Annotated in this window: 22 protein-coding genes and 1 riboswitch; of the genes, 21 read left to right on the top strand and 1 reads right to left on the bottom strand. The window is 43.7% G+C overall.

Annotation, left to right across the window (positions count from 1 at the left end; all coding sequences use genetic code 11):
• From EPU_RS12085 to EPU_RS08605, 21 genes are all read left to right on the top strand, one after another.
• The coding region (locus EPU_RS12085; protein ID WP_010168504.1) for a sulfatase family protein at positions 1–1,026 on the top strand (1,026 nt) is incomplete at its 5' end.
• 24 nt (positions 1,027–1,050) lie between these two features.
• Positions 1,051–1,227, top strand: a riboswitch (cobalamin riboswitch).
• Between the two features lie 71 nt (positions 1,228–1,298).
• Positions 1,299–2,321: an ABC transporter substrate-binding protein gene (locus tag EPU_RS08700; protein ID WP_029488278.1), complete on the top strand. Its 1,023-nt coding sequence runs from the start codon at positions 1,299–1,301 to the stop codon at positions 2,319–2,321.
• Positions 2,322–2,333: 12 nt separating this feature from the next.
• Positions 2,334–3,386, top strand: a complete 1,053-nt coding sequence (locus EPU_RS08695) for a FecCD family ABC transporter permease (RefSeq protein WP_010168498.1) — start codon at positions 2,334–2,336, stop codon at positions 3,384–3,386.
• On the top strand, positions 3,386–4,162 hold the full coding sequence (locus EPU_RS08690) for an ABC transporter ATP-binding protein (RefSeq protein WP_010168497.1): 777 nt from the start codon (positions 3,386–3,388) through the stop codon (positions 4,160–4,162). Before EPU_RS08695 ends, EPU_RS08690 begins: the two co-directional genes overlap by 1 nt.
• A 17-nt stretch (positions 4,163–4,179) precedes the next feature.
• Positions 4,180–4,857: a precorrin-2 C(20)-methyltransferase gene (gene cobI, locus EPU_RS08685; RefSeq protein WP_010168496.1), complete on the top strand. Its 678-nt coding sequence runs from the start codon at positions 4,180–4,182 to the stop codon at positions 4,855–4,857.
• Between the two features lie 3 nt (positions 4,858–4,860).
• The gene (gene cobM, locus EPU_RS08680; protein WP_010168495.1) at positions 4,861–5,622 is read left to right on the top strand and encodes a precorrin-4 C(11)-methyltransferase; all 762 of its coding nucleotides are present in this window, start codon (positions 4,861–4,863) and stop codon (positions 5,620–5,622) included.
• A gap of 4 nt (positions 5,623–5,626) precedes the next feature.
• Positions 5,627–6,358 carry a precorrin-3B C(17)-methyltransferase gene (gene cobJ, locus EPU_RS08675; protein ID WP_010168494.1) on the top strand — a complete coding sequence of 244 codons (732 nt, stop codon included), beginning with the start codon at positions 5,627–5,629 and terminating at the stop codon, positions 6,356–6,358.
• Between the two features lie 12 nt (positions 6,359–6,370).
• The gene (locus tag EPU_RS08670) at positions 6,371–6,736 is read left to right on the top strand and encodes a sirohydrochlorin chelatase (RefSeq protein ID WP_010168493.1); all 366 of its coding nucleotides are present in this window, start codon (positions 6,371–6,373) and stop codon (positions 6,734–6,736) included.
• Between the two features lie 24 nt (positions 6,737–6,760).
• The gene (locus EPU_RS08665) at positions 6,761–8,254 is read left to right on the top strand and encodes a cobyric acid synthase (protein ID WP_010168492.1); all 1,494 of its coding nucleotides are present in this window, start codon (positions 6,761–6,763) and stop codon (positions 8,252–8,254) included.
• 4 nt (positions 8,255–8,258) lie between these two features.
• Positions 8,259–9,593, top strand: coding sequence for a cobyrinate a,c-diamide synthase (locus EPU_RS08660; protein ID WP_010168491.1), 1,335 nt, complete (start codon positions 8,259–8,261; stop codon positions 9,591–9,593).
• Positions 9,594–9,630: 37 nt separating this feature from the next.
• Complete coding sequence (locus EPU_RS08655) at positions 9,631–10,242, top strand: precorrin-8X methylmutase (protein ID WP_010168489.1); 612 nt, start codon at positions 9,631–9,633, stop codon at positions 10,240–10,242.
• A gap of 7 nt (positions 10,243–10,249) precedes the next feature.
• On the top strand, positions 10,250–11,377 hold the full coding sequence (cbiD, locus tag EPU_RS08650) for a cobalt-precorrin-5B (C(1))-methyltransferase CbiD (protein WP_010168488.1): 1,128 nt from the start codon (positions 10,250–10,252) through the stop codon (positions 11,375–11,377).
• A 122-nt stretch (positions 11,378–11,499) separates the two neighbouring features.
• Positions 11,500–12,546 (top strand): cobalt-precorrin 5A hydrolase, encoded by a 1,047-nt coding sequence (locus tag EPU_RS12080; protein WP_044149915.1) that lies wholly within the window; start codon positions 11,500–11,502, stop codon positions 12,544–12,546.
• A gap of 18 nt (positions 12,547–12,564) precedes the next feature.
• Positions 12,565–14,523 carry a bifunctional cobalt-precorrin-7 (C(5))-methyltransferase/cobalt-precorrin-6B (C(15))-methyltransferase gene (locus EPU_RS08640; protein WP_052296496.1) on the top strand — a complete coding sequence of 653 codons (1,959 nt, stop codon included), beginning with the start codon at positions 12,565–12,567 and terminating at the stop codon, positions 14,521–14,523.
• A gap of 135 nt (positions 14,524–14,658) precedes the next feature.
• The gene (gene cobT / locus EPU_RS08635) at positions 14,659–15,681 is read left to right on the top strand and encodes a nicotinate-nucleotide--dimethylbenzimidazole phosphoribosyltransferase (RefSeq protein WP_010168482.1); all 1,023 of its coding nucleotides are present in this window, start codon (positions 14,659–14,661) and stop codon (positions 15,679–15,681) included.
• A gap of 24 nt (positions 15,682–15,705) precedes the next feature.
• On the top strand, positions 15,706–16,236 hold the full coding sequence (locus tag EPU_RS08630) for a bifunctional adenosylcobinamide kinase/adenosylcobinamide-phosphate guanylyltransferase (protein ID WP_010168480.1): 531 nt from the start codon (positions 15,706–15,708) through the stop codon (positions 16,234–16,236).
• Between the two features lie 61 nt (positions 16,237–16,297).
• On the top strand, positions 16,298–17,047 hold the full coding sequence (locus tag EPU_RS08625) for an adenosylcobinamide-GDP ribazoletransferase (RefSeq protein ID WP_010168478.1): 750 nt from the start codon (positions 16,298–16,300) through the stop codon (positions 17,045–17,047).
• Complete coding sequence (locus EPU_RS08620; RefSeq protein WP_010168476.1) at positions 17,044–17,361, top strand: bifunctional adenosylcobinamide kinase/adenosylcobinamide-phosphate guanylyltransferase; 318 nt, start codon at positions 17,044–17,046, stop codon at positions 17,359–17,361. Before EPU_RS08625 ends, EPU_RS08620 begins: the two co-directional genes overlap by 4 nt.
• A gap of 9 nt (positions 17,362–17,370) precedes the next feature.
• The gene (locus tag EPU_RS12075) at positions 17,371–17,922 is read left to right on the top strand and encodes a histidine phosphatase family protein (RefSeq protein ID WP_010168475.1); all 552 of its coding nucleotides are present in this window, start codon (positions 17,371–17,373) and stop codon (positions 17,920–17,922) included.
• Positions 17,919–18,839 (top strand): adenosylcobinamide-phosphate synthase CbiB, encoded by a 921-nt coding sequence (gene cbiB / locus EPU_RS08610; protein WP_010168473.1) that lies wholly within the window; start codon positions 17,919–17,921, stop codon positions 18,837–18,839. The genes EPU_RS12075 and cbiB overlap by 4 nt, the downstream gene beginning before the upstream one ends.
• A 58-nt stretch (positions 18,840–18,897) precedes the next feature.
• Positions 18,898–19,920 (top strand): pyridoxal phosphate-dependent aminotransferase, encoded by a 1,023-nt coding sequence (locus tag EPU_RS08605; RefSeq protein ID WP_029488276.1) that lies wholly within the window; start codon positions 18,898–18,900, stop codon positions 19,918–19,920.
• 21 nt (positions 19,921–19,941) lie between these two features.
• Here the strand turns inward: EPU_RS08605 and EPU_RS08600 are convergent.
• The coding region (locus tag EPU_RS08600) for a cofactor-independent phosphoglycerate mutase (protein ID WP_010168469.1) at positions 19,942–21,051 on the bottom strand (1,110 nt) is incomplete at its 5' end.

Below are 21,051 nucleotides of genomic sequence, written 5' to 3'. Positions count from 1 at the left end.
TGGTTTGCACTCGGGCACGGCGGCTGCAATTACTACGACGCCGACATTTGCGAAAATGGCGAATTTTACCAAAGCACCGAATATGTCACCGATACCATCACCAACCGCGCTCTCGATTTTTTAGCTGAATTTAAAAATGATACTCGACCATTTTACTTAAGTGTTCATTACACTGCTCCTCACACGCCTTGGACACACAGCGAGCATCCAGCCAAATTTATCTCCCAGTACGACAATTGCGACTTCACTTCAACTCCCGAACTTCCCGTTCATCCAAACCAAATCAACACTTGTGCGATAGGCGATACTCCTGCAAAACGACGCTCTTGCCTCACTGGCTATTATGCCGCCATTACCGCGATGGACCACAACGTTGGCAAAATTTTAGACTTCCTCGAAGCTAACGATCTAGCAGATAACACTGTCGTTATGTTCACTGCCGATAACGGAATGAATCTCGGACAACATGGCGTTTGGGGCAAGGGCAATGGCACCTACCCTCCCAATATGTATGACTCTTCTGTAAAGGTTCCGTTTATTATTAGCGCTCCTTTTATCAAAAACTCCAACACAGTTTCTTCTCTAACCGCAAGCCATCTAGACATCTTTCAAACCATTATGGACATCGCTAGCATATCCTACAAAAGCCAACCTCTCCAACCCGGGCACAGCTTTTTTCCGCATCTTGTTGGTTCCAATCAGCAGCATACCAATGTGTTTATGTTTGATGAATATGGTTTCGTTCGCATGATCCGATCCGATCAATTTAAACTCGTATATCGATACAACGATCTAGATTCTGAACTCTATGATTTAGCTGCAGATGCCGACGAGACAACCAATCTCTACGGACAGCCTGAGTATGCGCAAATACAAAACGACTTAACGCACAAGCTTAACGAATGGTTTTCGCAATATACCGACACAAAATTTGATGGGCACTTGCTTCCGCTGACCGGGCGTGGACAATTTGATTGGTGCTTTAATTCCCCCGCTTTTACTCAAGACTTAAAATTTTATTATTGACAACTAATTAAAAAAATATTACAATGCATTTAACCAATATTTAGTACACGGGAATTTGGTGAAAGTCCAAAACAGCTTCCTCTACTGTATTTGATGAAGCATCGAAAATTTGCCACGCTCTTTCATTTTGCGGAAGGCTTTCGTTGCACGGCTATTGCATATATCATAAGTCAGGATACCTGCTAAATATTTTTGATGGCGAATTTTGGGAAAGAAGATCCGCCTCTTTTTCTATGCCTGCATACACAAAAACAATTAGGAGGACTTTAGCAATGAAACCCATTTTTAAATCCGTTTTATTTTCTGCAATATCGATCTTTTCTACTGCTACCCTAGCCGGATGCGCAACCACATCCCCTGCAGATACTCCCACCACCTCTGCCTCTGGCGACTATTACCCCATCACCATCACCAACTACAACTATGCTGGCGAAGAAGTATCCCTCACATTCAACGAAGCTCCAAATCGCGTACTCGCTATATATCAAGGTTCGATAGAAACTATGATTGCCCTCGGCCTAACCGATCATGTTATCGCATCTTACGGCCTAGACAATGCCATAAAACCTGAGTGGGAAGACGATCTCGCTTTGATGAAGTATAACGAAAATATGTTTTCACCTGATACGGAAACTGTTTTAAGTCTTCAACCCGAYCTKATATTTGCATGGGGATCGATATTTTCTGATAAAAARCTTAAGGATGTTGACTTTTGGCACGATCGAAACATCAATACTTACATAAACTCCAACACCAGAGCCGGCGGACGTCCCAGAACTCTTTCTAAAGAATACACCGATATCCTAAATATTGGTAAAATTTTTAACGCAAATGAAGCTGCTACTGCACTAGTAGACTCTATGCAATATGAAATCGAAGCTGCCTTGGACGCGGCTGCCGATATGCCTTCTCAAACTGCGTTACTCATCGAATTTTATGAAGGAAATATTATGAATTATGGTGTAACTTCTCTTGGCGGCGATATGATCACTTCATTAGGCGGAACTTTACTTGCTCCAAATCACGGAAATATCTCCAAAGAAGAAATCGTTGCCCTCAATCCCGATGTCATTTTTCTCTGTTACCTCCCGTTTTCTGAGGCCGACACTACCGATGTTGCAACTGAAATCGTACTCAATAAACTTTTACTCGACCCCGCCTTTGCTTCTTTAGATGCTATCAAAAATAATCGAATTCATCCCGTTATGCTAGGCGATATGTATGCTAGCGGCCCTCGCACTCTCGACGGCATCAAAATTTTTTCTGCAGGGTTATATCCAAAAGCCACAAATTAGGGAGAGGCTATCATGAAAGAAATTACTTTACTCAAATCAACTTCAGGCTACATTGCATTACTAATCTTCCTCGCTGTATTGCTAGTTACTTCGATTTTAGTTGCTGTTACCATCGGCTCCACCTCTATTCCTATCGAAGATGTCTATCAAGTAATAGTCAACGAACTTAGCTCCCAAATCAATCACAGTGCTATTCGCGATATCATCATTTATATTCGATTGCCTCGCCTTATTTTGGCCATTGCAGTTGGAATGGGTCTCGCCGTTTCTGGAGTTGTCATGCAAGCCGTTGTGCGAAACCCTCTTGCTGATCCATATATTTTGGGTGTCTCATCTGGCGCATCTTTGGGGGCTACATCTGCCGCATTGCTCGGCGTCGGCTCGGCTTTTGGTAGCAATTATTTAGGCGTTATGGGGTGCATCGGCGCTTTTGCTGTCTCAATGATGGTTCTTGTATTATCCAATATTGGTGGCAGAAGTAACTCCATCAAATTGCTTCTCTCCGGCATGGCTCTCAGCTCCCTTTGTAGCGCCTTTTCTAGCTTTATCGTATATTTTGCAGATGACAAAGAAGGAATGATGAGCATCACATATTGGCTGATGGGTAGCCTTGCCGGTGCCGAATGGAGTGTCATCGCTGTCGTTTTGCCAATAGTTTTTCTCTGTACAATTTTCTTGTGGTCGCAACATCGAATCCTAAATCTAATGTTGCTTGGAGATGAAGTTGCCGTCACGCTAGGCACCGAATTACATCGGTATCGCAACTTATTTTTATTAATCTCCGCATTGATGATCGGCTTCATAGTTTATGCATCTGGAATGATAGGGTTTGTCGGACTCATTATTCCACATTTTGTCAGATTTTTGGTTGGTACCGATCACAAAAAGCTACTTCCTATTTCTGCACTTGCTGGGGCATTATTATTGGTATGGGCCGATGTATTATCTCGCATCATCATTCCCCAAAACGAGTTGCCGATCGGAATTTTGATATCTATGGTTGGTGCGCCGTGCTTCATTTATTTAATGGCAAAGAAATCATACGGATTTGGAGGTAACAACTAATGAATATTTCAGCTGACAAAGTTGGCGTTACCATCGATGGGCGCAGCATCATAAACAACATCTCTCTAACTGCTAAACCACAACAATTTGTCGGAGTCATCGGCCCAAACGGTAGCGGCAAATCTACTCTGCTAAAGTGCATTTATAGAGTGCTAAAACCTACAAACGGCGCGGTCTTTCTCAATCAAGAATCGCTAAGCTCTCTTTCTGTTAAGCAATCCGCACAGCGTTTGGCTGTCGTCTCTCAACATAATTTTTATAACTTTGATTTCAAAATAGAAGAAGTCGTTTTGATGGGCCGCAATCCGCATAAGCGACGTCTAGAAACTGATACCGCATCAGATTTTCAGATTGTAGATGACTGCCTAAAAAAAGTCGGGATGCATCATTTTAAGGGCCGCAACTTCAATACCCTATCTGGTGGTGAACAACAACGGGTCATTTTGGCTCGTGCCTTAACTCAGCAAACCCCCTGTCTTATATTAGATGAACCCACCAATCACTTAGATATCAAGTATCAGCTGCAGCTATTGGACATAGTAAAAAGCCTCGATATTACGGTGCTTGCAGCTATTCACGATCTAAACATTGCTGCTATGTATTGCGACTATATTTACGCCATGAAAGATGGGCAAATGCTATTATCTGGCACACCCGCCGAAATCATAACGTCCCAAAATATAAAGGATCTATATGAAGTGGATTCGAATGTATGGACCGATCAATCTGGAATGTTGCATATAACATATTATCCGCAGCACCTACAAAAATTATAACCCCAAAGGAGATCCCTATGCCAGGAACATTATACGGCGTGGGTGTAGGTCCTGGCGACAAACGCCTCCTCACCCTGCTAGCAATCGAAACGCTCACAATGGCAGACAAAATCGTTGTCCCCGACAGCGGTGGCGAAAAAACTGCTTACAAAATAGTTCAAGAATACATTACGCATAAAGAAAAAATATATTGCCATCTCCCCATGACTCGCGATGAAGCTTCTCTCGCTTCTGCTCATACAGCTGCAGCCAACACCATCATCTCCGAGTTAAAATCTGGTGCCAATGTTGCCTTTATCACACTCGGCGACCCCACAATTTATTCCACTTATATGTATATTCATCGATTGGTATTGGCCCAAGGATACAACTGCGAAATCATCAACGGTATACCTTCGTTTTGTGCGGTTGCAGGTAAATTGAATATCTCACTATGCGACAAGGCAGACCCGCTACACATCATCCCCGCCTCATATGCAAATACCGAGCAGATGCTGAAATTATCTGGCACCAAAGTACTTATGAAAAGCGGCAAAGATCTTGCTGGCGTCGTTAATTTACTAGCAGAGTCGGGGCAGATCGATCAGGCGCAGATGGTAGAATGTTGCTTTATGGAAAACGAAAAAATTTATACGGATCTACGAGCTGTGGATTCTAGTAGCTACTTTTCTGTAATCGTTATAAAGGAGAAATAAATTATGGTATATTTTGTTGGCGCCGGCCCTGGTGCAGTAGATTTAATAACAGTAAAAGGTGCTCGATTACTACAAGAAGCCGATACTGTCATCTATGCTGGCTCGCTAGTTAACCCCCAATTATTACACAATTGCAAAAGCACATGCGACATCTACAACAGTGCCTCTATGACGCTCGAAGAAGTTGTTGCCCTATTAACAGAAAACACCGCGAAAACTATTGTTCGATTACACACCGGAGATCCCAGTATTTATGGCGCTATCAAAGAGCAGATGGATCTTTTGGCAGAAAATGGCATAGAATTTGAGGTTGTGCCCGGAGTTAGCTCATTTTGCGGAGCTGCAGCTTCATTAAATGCTGAATACACCCTACCTGCAGTCAGCCAAACCGTCATCTTAACACGCATGGCAGGCAAAACTCCTGTCCCCGAAAAGGAAAACATTCGCTCCCTTGCCACGCACCAAGCCACGATGGTTCTTTTTCTCACATCCTCATTAGTTACTCAACTCGTCGACGAATTAATTGCTGGCGGATACCCCAAAGCCACCCCGGCCGCAATCGTATATAAGGCAACTTGGCCAGACGAAAAAATCTTTCGCACAACCGTCGGCGACCTTGCCACTTGCGCACAAGAAAATCACATCACCAAGACCGCTTTAATTATCGTCGGCAATGTTCTCGGCAATGATTATGAACTCTCTAAGTTGTACGACAAAAACTTTAGCCACGAATATCGCCAAGCCACAAATCAACCGAAAGGATAATTTTATGATTTATATAGTAGGATTAGGACCCGGAGAAGCTTCACAAATCACCCCCAAAGCACTCGCGGCCATCGCAGCGTCTGACGTTGTTGCTGGTTATACAGTATATATCGATTTGATACGCCACTTGCTATGCGACCAACAARTTCTTTCTACCGCCATGACCCAAGAAGTAGATCGATGTAAAGCCGCCGCCGTTGCTGCCAGAGATGGCAAAGTTGTTACCATGGTTTCTAGTGGCGATGCTGGAATCTATGGAATGGCCTCGCTAATGATAGAGGTTTGTCATGAGCTAAAAATCGATACGGATATCGAGGTAATTGCAGGCATTACGGCAGCATCCAGTGCAGCAGCAGTTTTAGGTGCCCCGCTAACCCACGACTTTGCAGTGATCTCTCTTAGCAACTTGCTTACACCATGGGAAACGATTGAAAAACGACTCAGTTTTGCCGCACAAGCCGAATTTGTAATCGTTCTATATAATCCTTCCAGTAAAAAGCGCAAAGATTTTTTACAGAAGGCCTGCGACATCGTTATGGAACATATAGCCGGAGATACAATGTGCGGATACGTTAAAAATATAGGTCGCGTTGGCGAAGAGAGCACCATTTTGACGTTAGCGCAGCTGCGAGACGCCTCTGTAGATATGTTTACCACAGTTGTTATCGGCAATAGCACTACCAAAGTCGTTGGCGATAAACTTGTCACACCTCGCGGGTATCGATCAATTTTATAAGGAGGAATATTAATGAAAAAAGGTATATTAGTTTTAGCACACGGAAGTCGAGCAAAATCTACGGAGGATACAGTAGCCGCCATCGTAGAAATTCTCAAACAAGATTTAACAGACTCTGAAATAGACTATGCGTTTATGGAATTTTCTAACAAAAGCATTCCTGCAAGTCTCGATGCCATGGCCGCAAAAGGCATCTCCGAAATCGTTGCAGTTCCATATTTCCTATTCGATGGAATTCACATACGCGAAGACATCCCCGAGGCAATTGCAAAATATTGCGCAGCGCACCCAGATATCCGCATAACTTTAGGGCAATCTCTCGGTGTAGATTATCGGTTGGCCGCAGTTTTGGCAGATCGAATCCGAGCTGCAATATAAATATGTTAGATAGGAGTTAACGATATGGCACAATCAATCATGATACAGGGCACCACCTCTAACGCTGGCAAAAGCATTGTCACTGCCGCACTTTGCAGAATCTTTGCTCAAGACGGCTATAAGGTTGCCCCTTTCAAATCGCAAAATATGGCACTCAACTCGTTTATCACAGAAGATGGGCTCGAAATGGGCCGGGCTCAAGTTGTTCAAGCCGAAGCGGCGTTCAAAAAACCCGACATTAGAATGAATCCAATTCTTTTAAAGCCCACCAGCGACAAAGGCTCTCAAGTTATTGTAAATGGCGAAGTGATGGGTAATATGAAAGCCTCGCATTATTATAAAAACAAGAAATCGTATATTCCAGCAATAGAAGCGGCATACAATTCCCTCGCTGCAGAAAATGATATTATCGTTATAGAGGGCGCCGGCAGTCCAGCCGAAATAAACTTACGCGAAAACGACATTGTCAACATGGGAATGGCTCGCATTGCGGCAGCTCCAGTTTTGATCGTTGGAGACATAGACCGCGGTGGCGTATTTGCCGCGCTATACGGAACATACATGCTACAAACTGATGAAGACAAAAAGTATATCAAAGGCACTATCATCAACAAATTTAGAGGCGATACCAAAATACTTCAACCGGGAATCGATATGATCGAGGACTTAGTTCCCGTACCAGTTGTTGGAGTGATTCCATTTGCTACATTAAAAATCGATGATGAGGATAGCCTATCAGAAGATTTATTCCATGATCAAATCTCTGATATTGACATCGCAGTATTGCGGTTGCCTAAGATTTCTAACTTTACAGACTTTAACGGCTTCGAAATATTTGCAGGAATCAAGGTTCGGTATATCAGTAGCCCCAAAAATTTTCAGGAACCAGATCTGCTAATAATACCCGGATCCAAAAACACCATTTCAGACTTACTTTGGCTGCGGGAGAGCGGTCTCGAGGCAAAAGTTGTGCGATACGCTGCAGCTGGAGGTGCTATTTTTGCAATTTGTGGGGGCTATCAGATGCTCTGCTCCGAGCTTCATGATCCTCTTGGCGTTGAGGGCGGTGGCAGCTTGAGAGGCTTGGGGCTAATCGATTCTGTTACTGTGTTTCAAGCAAATAAAATCCGAACCCGAGTTACTGGAGTTATTTCTCAGATCACAGGTATATTTTCTAAACTTGCTGGCAATACTTTCGAAGGATATGAAATTCACATGGGTACCACCAACTCAGCCGTCGCTATGAATACGCTAACTGATCTAAACGGCAAAGTTAGATCTGACGGCGCCACTGATGGCAATATTTATGGAACTTATGTGCATGGCATTTTCGATAGCGAAGGCATTGTTACCACCATTGTCAGTGCTCTTGCAGATCGCAAGGGAATCGATATAGAGCTCTCTCCCTCTGTCCCTATGGCAGAATTTAAAAATCGTGAATACGACAAACTTGCTAATCTCGTTCGCAATTCACTTGACATGGAATTAATTTACAGTATTCTAAACGAGGGAGTATAGCATTATGATCTCAAAAAGTATACCTCGCATTTTAATTGCCGGAACAAACAGCGGGTGCGGAAAAACCACTATCACATGTGCTATTCTTTCGGCACTCGTCTCTCGCAAAATCTCTACCGCATCTTTCAAGTGCGGCCCCGATTACATAGACCCCATGTTTCACGGCAAAATTATCGGCACATCCTCTTCAAATTTGGACCCATTTTTTTATGATGAGAACACTCTGAACGCATTGCTTGCAGAAAACAGTGAAGACATTTCTGTAATAGAAGGTGTAATGGGCTTTTATGATGGTATCACAATGCAGTCGGCAAAAGGCTCCAGCTATGACGTTGCTCGCATCACATCCACCCCCGTTATTCTCGCTGTCAATTGCAAAGGAACTGCATACTCAATCTTGCCCATCATCGAAGGCTTTGCGAAGCATAAAACCGACTTCCATCTGGCTGGCGTTATCCTAAATCAAACTTCTTCCACAACATACGCGCATCTAAAAACTTTGATCGAAACTAATCTCGGCATTTCTGTATTTGGCTACCTCCCCAAACTGCCGCCGCATCTAATTCTCGAAAGCCGACACCTGGGGCTCGTTACTCCCGCAGAGCTTGCCAATATCAAAGATACTCTTACCAACTTGGGAAAATTTGCCTCTACCACTATAGATATCGATGCCCTCATCGCGGCTGCCACCGACGCACCAGCCATCCAATATCATGACATTGCAATAGAGCCAGTTGCCTCCGCCGTAATTGCAGTTGCCCTAGACAACGCGTTTTGCTTCTATTACAAAGATTCGTTGAATTTGTTTAAAAAGCTGGGCGCAACATTGCGGTATTTTAGCCCGCTTTCCGATAGCAAAATTCCTGAAGATGCGACGGGCCTCTACTTGGGTGGGGGGTATCCAGAGTTATATCTTTCGGCACTTTCAAAAAACACCGCCATGAAAAAATCTATCCAAAACTGGATCACTTCGAATCGCCCCACCATCGCCGAATGTGGTGGCTTTATGTATCTCACTACTGAAATCGATGGATTTTCCATGGTCGCGGCTCTAGAGGGGGTGTGCCACAACACTACGAAATTAACTCGCTTTGGGTACGCCACATTTACCGCAACCACCAACAACATCTTATGCTCAGCTGGAGAATCTTTCAGAGGGCACGAGTTTCACTACTACGACTGCAATAACAACGGCACTGCTTTCGCGGCTCGCAAAGATAATGGTAAAAATTGGCTCGCGGCATATGCAACCGAAAATTTATACGCCGGATTTCCACACATCAGCTTCTATTCCAACATCAGCATCGCCAAAAATTTTATCCGCCGCTGCGCTCAATAATCAATCGCTACTATTAATATAGAAAGGTTGTAACAATATGAAMCCTATGGATATCGAAAACAAAAGTCTTGAAATCATCACCGCCGAACTAGGCGACACAAATATTTTACCCCAAAATTTGGCCGTCGTTAAACGAGTTATCCACACCACCGCTGACTTCGACTATGCCACAAACTTATGCTTCCACGACGATGCCTGCAAAATTGCTATCGACACACTAAAGCAAGGGGCAACCATCGTGACCGATACGACAATGGTTATGGCCGGAATCAACAAGCCCCTCTTAGCCAAGCTTGGCGGAGAAGTTTTCTGCTTTGTTGCCGACCCCGACGTTGCGCAAACCGCGACCGAGAGAAATCTCACCCGATCCGCAGTTGCAGTTGAAAAGGCCAGCCTCATCAAAAAGCCTCTTATATACGCTGTCGGAAACGCGCCCACTGCTCTAATCAAGTTAAACGAACTCATCRCTGCCAACAAAATTACACCCGCACTGATCATCGGCGTTCCCGTTGGCTTCGTAAATGTCGTTGAATCCAAAAACCTCATAATGCAATCTGGCGTTCCCTACATCGTTGCCAAGGGTCGCAAGGGTGGTAGCAATGTAGCTGCAGCTATTATCAATTCGCTACTCTATCAGATTGCGAGGTAACTACATCATGCATATAACAAAAACTGGAAAATCTCTTCGATGCGGATACACCACCGGCACCTGCGCCACCGCCGCTACAAAGGCCTCCGCTATAATGCTACTCACCGCTACGCCTATCGCAACTGTCACCGTCGAAACTCCTTCTGGTACGCAGCTAATTCTCCCTGTTCACGATATTACAATCACCCCAACATCTGCCTCATGCGCAATCCAAAAAGATAGCGGTGACGATCCCGACATCACAAACGGAACATATATTTATGCGACGGTTTCGAAGATCTCTGAAGCTGTCGTTACAATCGATGGAGGCGTCGGAATCGGCCGAGTCACAAAAGCTGGGTTAGATCAACCTGTTGGCAATGCCGCAATCAATAGCACCCCCCGCGCAACCATTACCGCGGCCGCTCGCTCTGTTGCAAAACAGTTTGGCTATGCCGAAGGATTCTCCGTTATAATTTCTGCTCCCGATGGCGAAGCGCTAGCAACCAAAACTTATAACAGCCGCCTGGGCATCGTGGGCGGGCTTTCCATTTTAGGAACCACTGGCATTGTCGAGCCAATGAGCGAAGATGCTATAATCGATACAATTTACGCAGAAATCAATGTAGCTTACGCCGCCGGCACCCGATATCTGGTACTCACTCCTGGCAACTATGGCCAAGATTTTATTAAGGCAACAGCAACCTTCACCGCTATAAAATGTAGCAACTACATCGGTTTAGCCATCGACTATGCTGCCAACAAAGGTTTTGCAGGAATCTTGCTTATCGGCCATGCAGGCAAATTTCTAAAACTAGCTTGCGGGATGTTTAATACGCATTCCAAGTTTGGTGACTGCCGAGCAGAGGTCATTGCCACATTCGCCGCACTCGCTGGAGCAGATACCGCCGTTATCAATGCGCTTTTGGATGCCGCCACTGCCGATCAGATGATTTCTATTATTACACAGGCTGGCGTCGCCGCTGAAGTTTTGGAAAACGTGATGACACGAATCAAATTTCATCTGGATCATCGCGTTAATTCAATATCCAACTCTATTACAACTCCTATTATGATAGAAGCTATTATGTTCACCGATAAATTTGGCGTCGTTGGTACCACATCTGCTGCAACACAATTGCTATCTTTTTGCTAATTAACATTTTTTGTCAATAATTTTTCACAACATAACCAACGGAATCGACATATTTTGCAGCAAAATTGACATAATATATTTAGTGTATATTAATTCTTTATTATCTAATACAGGAGGTTACCATGCACGTAAATATATTTTCATATTCCGACCAAGGGTGTCGACTCGCCCTAACAATAGCTAATCTATTTGAAACTGCTACTTGCTACACAACCAAAGCCTTTGCCTCTACATATGGACTCACTGCCACTAAGCGAATCTCCGCAAAGGTACGCGAAATCTTTCCTTCTTCCGATTTACTTATATTCATCGGTGCCGCTGGAATAGCTGTTCGATCTATTGCTCCTTGTATACAAAATAAAGCCACCGACCCAGCCTGTCTTGTAATAGACGATGCGGCGACGTTTGTAATTCCCATTTTGTCGGGGCACATCGGCGGCGCCAACGACCATTGCAGATCAATTGCTACCGCATTGGATGCAGTTCCTGTAATTACTACGGCCACTGATGTAAACAACAAATTTGCTGTAGATGTGTTTGCCACCAAAAATAATTTAAACATTTCCTCGATGCTTATTGCTCGCGAGGTTTCTGCCGCGATTTTAACCAACAACATACCTATCAGCTTTGCTCAAAATATTACTCTCGCCGATCCATTGCCCCTAAGCCTGACTTCCGCAGATATCGGTGATATCGGAATTTTGGTAAGTTACAGATCTTTCAAGCCCTATGCTGTTACCTTAAATTTAATYCCTCAAAATCTTGTTGTTGGAATTGGGTGTCGCAAGGGCGTTTCTGCTGCCGAAATTTCTGACGCATTTGACGAAGCTTTTGCCACGCACCATCTCTACAGCCAGGCGGTACACTCGGTTTGCTCCATCGATCTAAAAGAACAAGAATCCGGATTAGTGCAGTTTTGTGCACACCGTACTTTTCCTATCACATTTTTTACTGCAGAAGAATTGGCCAATACCCCAGGTGAATTTACTTCKTCTRATTTTGTACAATCAGTCACCGGCGTTGATAACGTATGTGAACGCGCAGCTGTTAGAGGAAGTGATGGCCCATTAATTCTCAAAAAATTTTGCAAGCACGGAGTTGCTATTGCGGTCGCTGCCGCAAAAAAAGTTGTCCAGTTTAATTTTCCCGATACAATATCTCATGAATAGGAAAAGGTGTGGGTTATATTGAAAAACAAAATCTGTATATTTGCTGGAACCACCGAGGGTCGCATCTTAGCTGAAACCCTCACCAATCTCGGCGTCGACGTTACAGCTTGCGTTGCCACAGAATATGGCGAAAGCCTCGTTACCGCAAACACAGTAATTGCCGAACGCCTAGACTCCATGGCAATGGCGACGCTGTTCTTAACGCAAAATTTCGAAATTGTAGTTGACTGTACGCATCCCTACGCCACTGCTGTTACAGAAAATATCATGACTGCTTGCTCGGCGACCAATACAGAATATCTGCGAGTAAATCGAGACAGTATCGATTCTTACACTTCTATTCCCGACATGACTTGCGCCGTTGATTATTTGCGATCCACTTCTGGCAATATTCTTTCCACTATTGGATCCAAAGAACTTTCTTCATTTGCGGACTGCGGATTTTTAGACAGACTTTTTGTTCGTGTATTGCCTATTTCATCTTCGCTCGATGCTTGCCAAAATATAAATTTACCTCCGTCTCACATCATTGCCATGCAGGGGCCTTTCTCTTACGAACTCAATAAGGCGATGATCGAAGCTCTAGATATCAAAATATTGCTTACGAAGGATGGCGGCGCCGTTGGTGGATTTGCTGAAAAAGTGGCTATCGCAGCCGACTTGGGCCTAGACCTCGTTGTAATTCGCAAGCCTGCGCAACAAGCGGGGGTATCTCTTACAGCTGCAACAAAAATGCTCTCCAAACGATTCGGCGCTACAACCAAAACCCGCGTGTCCATTATTTCTTGCGGCTTAGGCAATCCCAATCTTCTCACTGCAGAAGCCTCGGAGCACATYGCGGCTGCGGAGCTAATCATCGGTGCGCCACGTCTAATTAAAAATTTTGAGTCTCTCAATACAAAAATGATTGCTGAAATATATGCCGAAAAGATTGCCGACATAATTTCTAATCATGCGCATCTCCAAAACATTGCTGTTCTATTTTCTGGAGATATCGGATTTTATAGCGGCGCTACAAAATTATTTAGCCACCTTACCGAAGTAACCGTTGTTCCTATTTGCGGAATCAGCTCACCGGTTTACCTCTGCTCCAAGCTACAAATTCCCTGGCAAGATGTAAAACTAGTCAGCCTACACGCTGGCAACTGCAATATTGTTTCTGCTGTTCGCGATCATAAAAAAGTATTTACACTCTTGGGAGGCGATCGCGACGCACATTACTTATGCGAAACGCTAATAAAATTTGGATTTGGCAAAATTAGACTTTACATTGGCGAATATTTGTCGTATAATAAGGAAGTTATCACTAGCGGTACGGCTTTGGAATTGATACAAAAAAAGTTCGATTCACTAACAAGCGCACTAATTGTAAACGATGATGCTTGCCTGACCACTCGCTTTGGTATATGTGATCACTCATTTGTACGAGTGGATAACGTACCGATGACAAAAGCCGAAGTGAGGGCTGTCTCGCTCTCTAAACTCCAACTGTCTCCCGATTCTATTGTTATGGATATCGGAGGTGGAACGGGTTCTGTTAGTGTGGAAATCGCACTCAACGTTCCTAATGGCAAAGTATTTACTATTGAAAAAAATATCAAGGCCATCGCAGCTGTTAGAGAAAACAAATTTAAGTTTCATGTGGATAACTTAGAAATCATTGAGGGAGTTGCTCCAGCAGTTTTAGAGCCCTTAGATGCGCCAACACACGCCTTTATCGGTGGAAGCTCTGGCAATCTAAAGTCTATTGTAGATGCGATTCTGGCCAAAAATGCCTCGACACGATTTGTTCTTAATGTAGTCTCTTTAGAAACATTAACACAAGCAATTGAGCTTACCAAATCTTTTAGTTATAGAGAAGTAGTTCACATGTCTGTCGCACGCACAAAAGAAGTCGGTAATTATAATCTAATGATGGCAGCTAACCCCATCTATATCATTACTTTTGGCAACTATAGTCCAAAAAATGACGAATAACGAATGAAAAATGTAGTTCAGTAATGTAACAAACGTAGTAATGTATGGAAAATGTATTTAAGCAGCAGTAGTTACAGATAGTATATCTATCTGTCGTTACTGCTTCTTCTGTTGCTGTTATAAAGGAGGATTTCTATGAACAAAATGGCAATGGCTTTAGCCAAATCACGCATCGATAATATCGCTATGCCTCTTGGAGGATTAGGAAAATTAGAAGATATACTTATAAAATGTGCCGGGATTTTTGGAACCGCAGACTTTACTTTCAATAAAAAAGCTGTAATCGTTTTATGCGCCGATAACGGAATCGTGGCTCAAGATGTTACGCAAACCGGCCAACATGTCACCAAAATTGTTGCCGAGAATATGACCGATGGCAAAGCTTCGATCGCCATACTTTGTAAACAAGCAAAGGCAGATCTCTTTGTAACCGACATAGGTATGACCACCGATAGTGACAATCCCAAAATTTTTAACAAAAAAGTAGCGTATGGAACTCGCGATTTTTCTGTCGAGCGAGCCATGACTCTCGACGAAGTAAATACCGCTATATCTGTAGGCATCGGCGGAGTGGCAAAATTAAAATGGCAACAATACAATCTCATTGCAACTGGGGAGATGGGCATCGGCAATACCACAACCAGTAGCGCCATTGTTGCAGCATTATTTGGCACAGACGCAATCGCTGTAACCGGCAAAGGGGCGGGGCTTAGCACCAAAGGTCTTTTACATAAAATCGATGTAATAAATAAGGCAATCGCATTGCATCAACCCAACCCTGCGGATCCTTTTGACGTTCTTTCGGCTGTTGGCGGTCTCGACATCGCTGGGCTAGTAGGAGTATATCTCGGTGGCGCGATACACAGAATCCCTATCCTAATCGACGGATTTATTTCTGCGACTGCCGCATTGTTAGCAACACGAATTAATCCTGCGGCCAAAGATTTTATGTTCGCTACACATGTTTCATCCGAACCAGCTACCAAAATGGTATTAGACGCGATCGGGCTCGAACCATTTTTGTTTTTGGATATGCATCTCGGAGAAGGCACCGGTGCCACTATGGCATTTCCATTATTTGATATGGCACTAAAAATCTACCGCGAGATGAGCAACTTCGCTCAAATCAACGTCAAAAAATATGTGCCCCTATCATAAAATTTACTCTGAAAGGAAAAATCTATGTTCACATTAATTTTGGGAGGCGCGGCTAGCGGTAAGTCCGAATATGCCGAAAGTCTATGCGTTCACACTACAGAGAAAAAGCTATACGTCGCCACAATGCAACCTTTTGGATCAGAAGCCATCGAACGCATCGCTCGGCATCATCACCTCAGGTCTACAAAAGGTTTTGATACCCTAGAAAAATATGTTCAATTAGAAGAGTTTGCCGACAGATCGTATCACACCATCTTAGTCGAGTGCCTTTCCAATCTTGTTGCCAACGAATTTTTTAGCTACGACAACTTTGAAGATAACATCAAGCGCGGCATCAACTCCATGGCTTCTCAGTGCCAAAATTTTATATTGGTTAGCAACAAGGTTTTTTCTGATGGCTACACCTATGAGCCTCTCACCATAGAATATACTCATGAGCTGGCTTCGCTAAATCAATACTTCGCCGCCAAGGCTGATTCTGTAATCGAAGTGGTCTATGGCATTCCGGTTGCACTAAAAGGCTCTTTTTGCCACAATTCACCTCTGCTTCCCTAAAATACCACTATCCAAGTCTTGCAAATTAATATAAAATATACCTACCTAGGAGTGATCTGCAATGGTCAGTTTTATAATTTGCTTTTCTATGTACTCGATCATACCGACCCCACAAGTTGCTTGGACCGACAAGGCCCTCAAAAATTGTTTTTACTTTTATCCGTTAATCGGCCTGTTGATCGGAGCAATCTGGTATGCCATGTACTACTTACTTTCAGGATTTAACGCAAACTTTACCGCAATTGTTTTGCTACTCATACCCATCATTATTTCTGGTGGGATTCATTTTGATGGCCTAATCGACACCTGCGACGCTACATTCTCATATGGTGATCCCGCAAAGAAATTGACAATTCTCAAAGACCCTCACGTTGGAGCCTTTGGGATTATTTCTGCAGCCACTTACTTACTTATGTTATTTGGAGTATACAGCCAAATTATATCCAACAACCAGCTAATCGGAGTGGTGCCATTTATTTTTGCACTCAGTCGATCTCTTGGCGCACTCCCATTATTATATCTAAAGCGAGCCAAACCAGACGGCCTTGGAGCAACTTTCGCAAATGCCGCCGATACTTTTGTTGTGCTTGCTTTATTGCTATGGACCGCTATTTTGTTTGCCATCATCTGCGTTCTCAATTTATATGTCGGTCTTCTGTTGATTCTTGTCTGTACAATCTTTTTAGCAATCTTTATTCCATATGCAACCAAGCAGTTTGGAGGAATGACCGGCGATTTGGCCGGGTTTATCACTTCTTCTCTCGAACTTTTATTACCGCTTTCAATAGCCATAGGAGGAACTTTTTTATGATTTTTATTACCGGGGGCATTTGTCAAGGCAAAACAGAATTTGCCAAAACTTTCAATCTCAATATAATAGACAACTTTGAATCGCTTGTTCGAGAATGGATCAACACTTCTGCAGACATCGATGCCCACATAGCTGATATACTCGCAACGCCCGATCTCGTCGTTATATGCACCGAAATTGGCTGCGGCATTATTCCGCTAGATAAGCAAGAACGGCAATGGCGGGAGGCTGTCGGTCGAGCTGCCTGCAAACTCGCTGCCGCGGCAACTCAGGTTTTTAAACTAGAAGCCGGAATTCCTATACAGATTAAGTAGGTGCCCTCTATGAATGTCTACTTTGTACGCCACCTCAAAACACTCGGCAATTACGAAAAACGTTATATCGGCTCCACTGATCAAGACTTATTTCAGCCAGCTTCTCAGTCTATTACCGCTAATTTGCCCGCAACACCAACGCATATCTTTACCAGCCCCTTAAAACGTTGTCTACAAACTACTCTTTTGCTATATCCCAATTCACCTTACATTACAGTCGACGCACTCCGCGAAATAGATTTTGGTAAATTCGAAAACAAAACCTATGACGAACTAAAGCATAATGAGAACTATCGCAACTTTATTGCAGGCATAGACGACACTTCTGGTGGCGAAAGCATAGGTGCCTTCAAGTCTCGATGCGTTGCAGCATTTCTTAAAATTACGGCAGCTCTCCCACTCTCTTCTACCATCGTAATTGTCTGCCATGGTGGCACCGTCATGGCAATCATGGAATCTCTCGACTCTGCGCATCTAAATTTTTATGACTATCAACTTGCTAACGGTCACTCTATCTTATGCTCTTGGGATGGTCTGATATTAAGGAGGACTAATTTATGAACTTTGTAATTTTAATAGCATTTGGTCTAGACGCACTATTTGGAGACCCTGCTTATATTCCACATCCTGTTTCTATGATAGGCAAATTAATTACCAAAACCGAAAAGTATTTGCGAGAACGTATTCCAGATGAAGTTAGGGCCGGCGCATATCTCGTTGCCATAGTATGCTCCATATCATTTTTCGTACCGCTTATCATTTTGGCAGTGCTCCACGCCTTTAATCCATGGGTGGCCCTCGCTGTCGACATCTTTTTTTGTTTCCAAATATTGGCTGCAAAATCTCTCAAAACTGCAGCGCTACGAGTATTTGATGCCGTTTCTTGTGGCAAACCCAACGAAGCCCGCAAAGCTTTATCTCACATAGTAGGTCGCGATACCAAAAATCTCGATCGAGACGGCGTTATTAAAGCCACAATCGAAACCGTTTCCGAAAACACAACCGATGGCGTTGTTGCACCTCTATTTTATATGGCCATTGGAGGTGCCCCACTGGCATTTATGTATAAAGCAATCAATACAATGGATTCTATGATCGGATACAAAAACGATAAATATTTACTATTCGGCAAATGCGCCGCAAAAGTTGATGACCTCGCTAACTTTTTACCTGCTCGAATAGCCGCCTTGCTTATGATTGCCGCTTCCGCTTTCCTTAGCCTCGACCCAAAAAATGCCTTCAAAATTTACATCAGAGATCACAAAAAACATGCCAGCCCCAACTCTGCACACACCGAAGCGGCTTGCGCCGGAGCATTGGGCATACAATTGGGAGGCGATGCGACCTACAATGGCGTTGTTGTTCACCGACACACAATAGGCAACTCATTGCGCCCTGTTCAAACCTCCGATATCAAACGCGCCATCCAGCTAATGTATCTCACTTCCATTTTGATGCTCATTTTTTCTATTATCTAGTATAATATCGCAGAGCATCTAATAAATATATGAAATAAAATAGAAAGGAACCAATRCAATGATTCAYGGTGGAGATATTTATACCTTCGAAGCTCTCACWGGTCAAAAACCTCTCGATTTTTCAGAAAACACCAACCCTCTAGGGCTTCCCTCTGCTGTGCAAAMCGCCATAACGGCTTCTGTAAACCAATACTCATCATATCCCGATCCCAATTGCAGAACTCTCGCTCAAGCTACTGCACAGTATTATAACATCAACGCAGCGCACATACTCTTCGGAAACGGTGCYGCCGATCTCATTTTCAAAATTGCATACTATCTCAATTCTACTCCGGCAGTAGTTCTTGCTCCCACATTTTCAGAATACGAACTGGCTCTCAAAAATGCCGGTTCTCCTGTAGAGCATTATCACCTCTCTTCAGCAGACAATTTTGCAGTTCACGATGATATCGCCATATACGCAACTGGCAAAGTAGTCTTTATTTGTAATCCCAATAACCCCACAGGTCAGCTATGCTCCATATCCCTTTTAGAAAAGATCGCCGCAAATGCCAAGCTACTCATCATCGACGAATGCTTTATCGACTTCGTCTCACCTGATTCTAGCTTTGTTACAAAATTTACACAATACCCTAACGTCATAATACTAAAAGCGTTCACCAAAATTTTTGCCATGGCCGGAATTCGACTTGGCTTTTGCATATGCTCAAACCCCTCCATTCTTTCAGCCATCAATGCGCAAGGCCAGCCATGGAGCGTATCGACTGTTGCCCAGGTAGCTGGAGTTGCCTGCTTTGAGGACCCAGAATACATCCGCAGTAGCCTGGCCCTAATTAATACGGAGCGCAAATTTTTAGAGACCGAATTGGCAAATTTAGGATTTACCGTTTTCAAAAGTGTCGCAAATTACATTCTATTTAAAACTGACATTGCTATAGCTAGCCAGCTCATGCCACACGGCATCATGATCCGCGACTGCAGCAACTACATCGGCCTAGATAATAGCTACTATCGCATTGCCGTCAAAACTCACGAACACAATTTACAACTACTCAATGCTCTACATTCTTTTATCAGGTAATACTTTTTTCTCGCTATTCTATTATTTAACGGCAAAGAAATAATCCGCCAACTGATACCCATTTTCAAAAAATCGCCCCGACTTTGTTGCTTCAGCAAATACCTTTGCATTATCAGTTTCCTTCTTTGCCGTGCTATCATATAATACATACGGCACCGCTCCGCTTGCATGAGTCCTCATACTCACCGGCGTCTCATGATCTGGCAATACCAAAACTCGGTAATCCTCTCCAGATGCCAAAAAGTAATCCAATATCGGTTTCAAAATCTTTGCATCAATCTCCTCGAGCGACTTAATTTTCCCATCCAAATCTCCCTGATGCGAACACTCGTCTGGCCCCTCCACATGCAAATACACAAAGTCGTTCCCATCTTCAAATGCTCGTATTGCAGCCAACGCCTTTCCAACATAATTTGTATGCAGTGTTCCCGTTGCCCCCACCACATCTATTGCCTCCAATCCCGCGCAGACTCCGATTCCTTTTATCAAATCTACTGCAGATATTGTAACACCCTTCACTCCATATTTTTCATAAAACGATGCCAACTGCGGCTTCTTACCCTGCCCCCAAATCCAAATTGAGTTTGCAGGATTCAATCCCTTCTCCACTCGCGCAATATTTACAGAATGCGCAGATAACAGCTCGTAACTCTCCTTCATCATTTCTCTAATCTCTTTGTTCGCCGGCAAATATTCCCCTATCACCTTCGTCAATATATCATGCGGTGGCGTGAGCACTGTTTTATCATCCCCCTTGTCCACAATCATGCAATGCCTATAGCTAACTCCAGGATAAAACTTTGCCTTATCAAAATGCGCATCAATCGCCCTGATCAACTCTCTCGCTTCCTCTGTGGAAATATCTCCCGCACTATGGTCAACCATCTCCAACTCTTCATACGCACCCGCTCCTGCTAGCGTTACCACATTACATCTAAATGCCACATCAGAATCCGACATCTCAATCCCCATGCTCGCAGCCTCTAGTGGCGCCCTCCCCGTTAGATACACTCGCGGATCAAACCCCATAATCGCTAGGTTTGCAGCGTCACTTCCTGGTGCAATGCCTTCGGGGATAGTTTGCACTAACCCGACTTCTCCCACTGCTGCTATCGAATTTATATTCGTTAA

This window comes from Candidatus Epulonipiscium viviparus (assembly GCF_000171335.1).
Lineage (GTDB): Bacteria > Bacillota > Clostridia > Lachnospirales > Cellulosilyticaceae > Epulonipiscioides > Epulonipiscioides viviparus.
Note: the sequence above shows the minus strand (reverse complement) of the source record. Positions and strands in the feature narration are given on the sequence as shown.

What these genes read in the sequence shown, in the direction of transcription:
- cobT (WP_010168482.1), top strand. Translation starts at nt 14,659, where the DNA reads ATGAACAAAATGGCAATGGCTTTAGCCAAATCACGCATCGATAATATC.
- cbiB (WP_010168473.1), top strand. Translation starts at nt 17,919, where the DNA reads ATGAACTTTGTAATTTTAATAGCATTTGGTCTAGACGCACTATTTGGA.
- EPU_RS08625 (WP_010168478.1), top strand. Translation starts at nt 16,298, where the DNA reads ATGGTCAGTTTTATAATTTGCTTTTCTATGTACTCGATCATACCGACC.
- EPU_RS08670 (WP_010168493.1), top strand. Translation starts at nt 6,371, where the DNA reads ATGAAAAAAGGTATATTAGTTTTAGCACACGGAAGTCGAGCAAAATCT.
- EPU_RS08690 (WP_010168497.1), top strand. Translation starts at nt 3,386, where the DNA reads ATGAATATTTCAGCTGACAAAGTTGGCGTTACCATCGATGGGCGCAGC.
- EPU_RS08620 (WP_010168476.1), top strand. Translation starts at nt 17,044, where the DNA reads ATGATTTTTATTACCGGGGGCATTTGTCAAGGCAAAACAGAATTTGCC.
- EPU_RS12075 (WP_010168475.1), top strand. Translation starts at nt 17,371, where the DNA reads ATGAATGTCTACTTTGTACGCCACCTCAAAACACTCGGCAATTACGAA.
- EPU_RS08695 (WP_010168498.1), top strand. Translation starts at nt 2,334, where the DNA reads ATGAAAGAAATTACTTTACTCAAATCAACTTCAGGCTACATTGCATTA.
- cobI (WP_010168496.1), top strand. Translation starts at nt 4,180, where the DNA reads ATGCCAGGAACATTATACGGCGTGGGTGTAGGTCCTGGCGACAAACGC.
- EPU_RS08660 (WP_010168491.1), top strand. Translation starts at nt 8,259, where the DNA reads ATGATCTCAAAAAGTATACCTCGCATTTTAATTGCCGGAACAAACAGC.
- EPU_RS08630 (WP_010168480.1), top strand. Translation starts at nt 15,706, where the DNA reads ATGTTCACATTAATTTTGGGAGGCGCGGCTAGCGGTAAGTCCGAATAT.
- cbiD (WP_010168488.1), top strand. Translation starts at nt 10,250, where the DNA reads ATGCATATAACAAAAACTGGAAAATCTCTTCGATGCGGATACACCACC.
- cobM (WP_010168495.1), top strand. Translation starts at nt 4,861, where the DNA reads ATGGTATATTTTGTTGGCGCCGGCCCTGGTGCAGTAGATTTAATAACA.
- EPU_RS08665 (WP_010168492.1), top strand. Translation starts at nt 6,761, where the DNA reads ATGGCACAATCAATCATGATACAGGGCACCACCTCTAACGCTGGCAAA.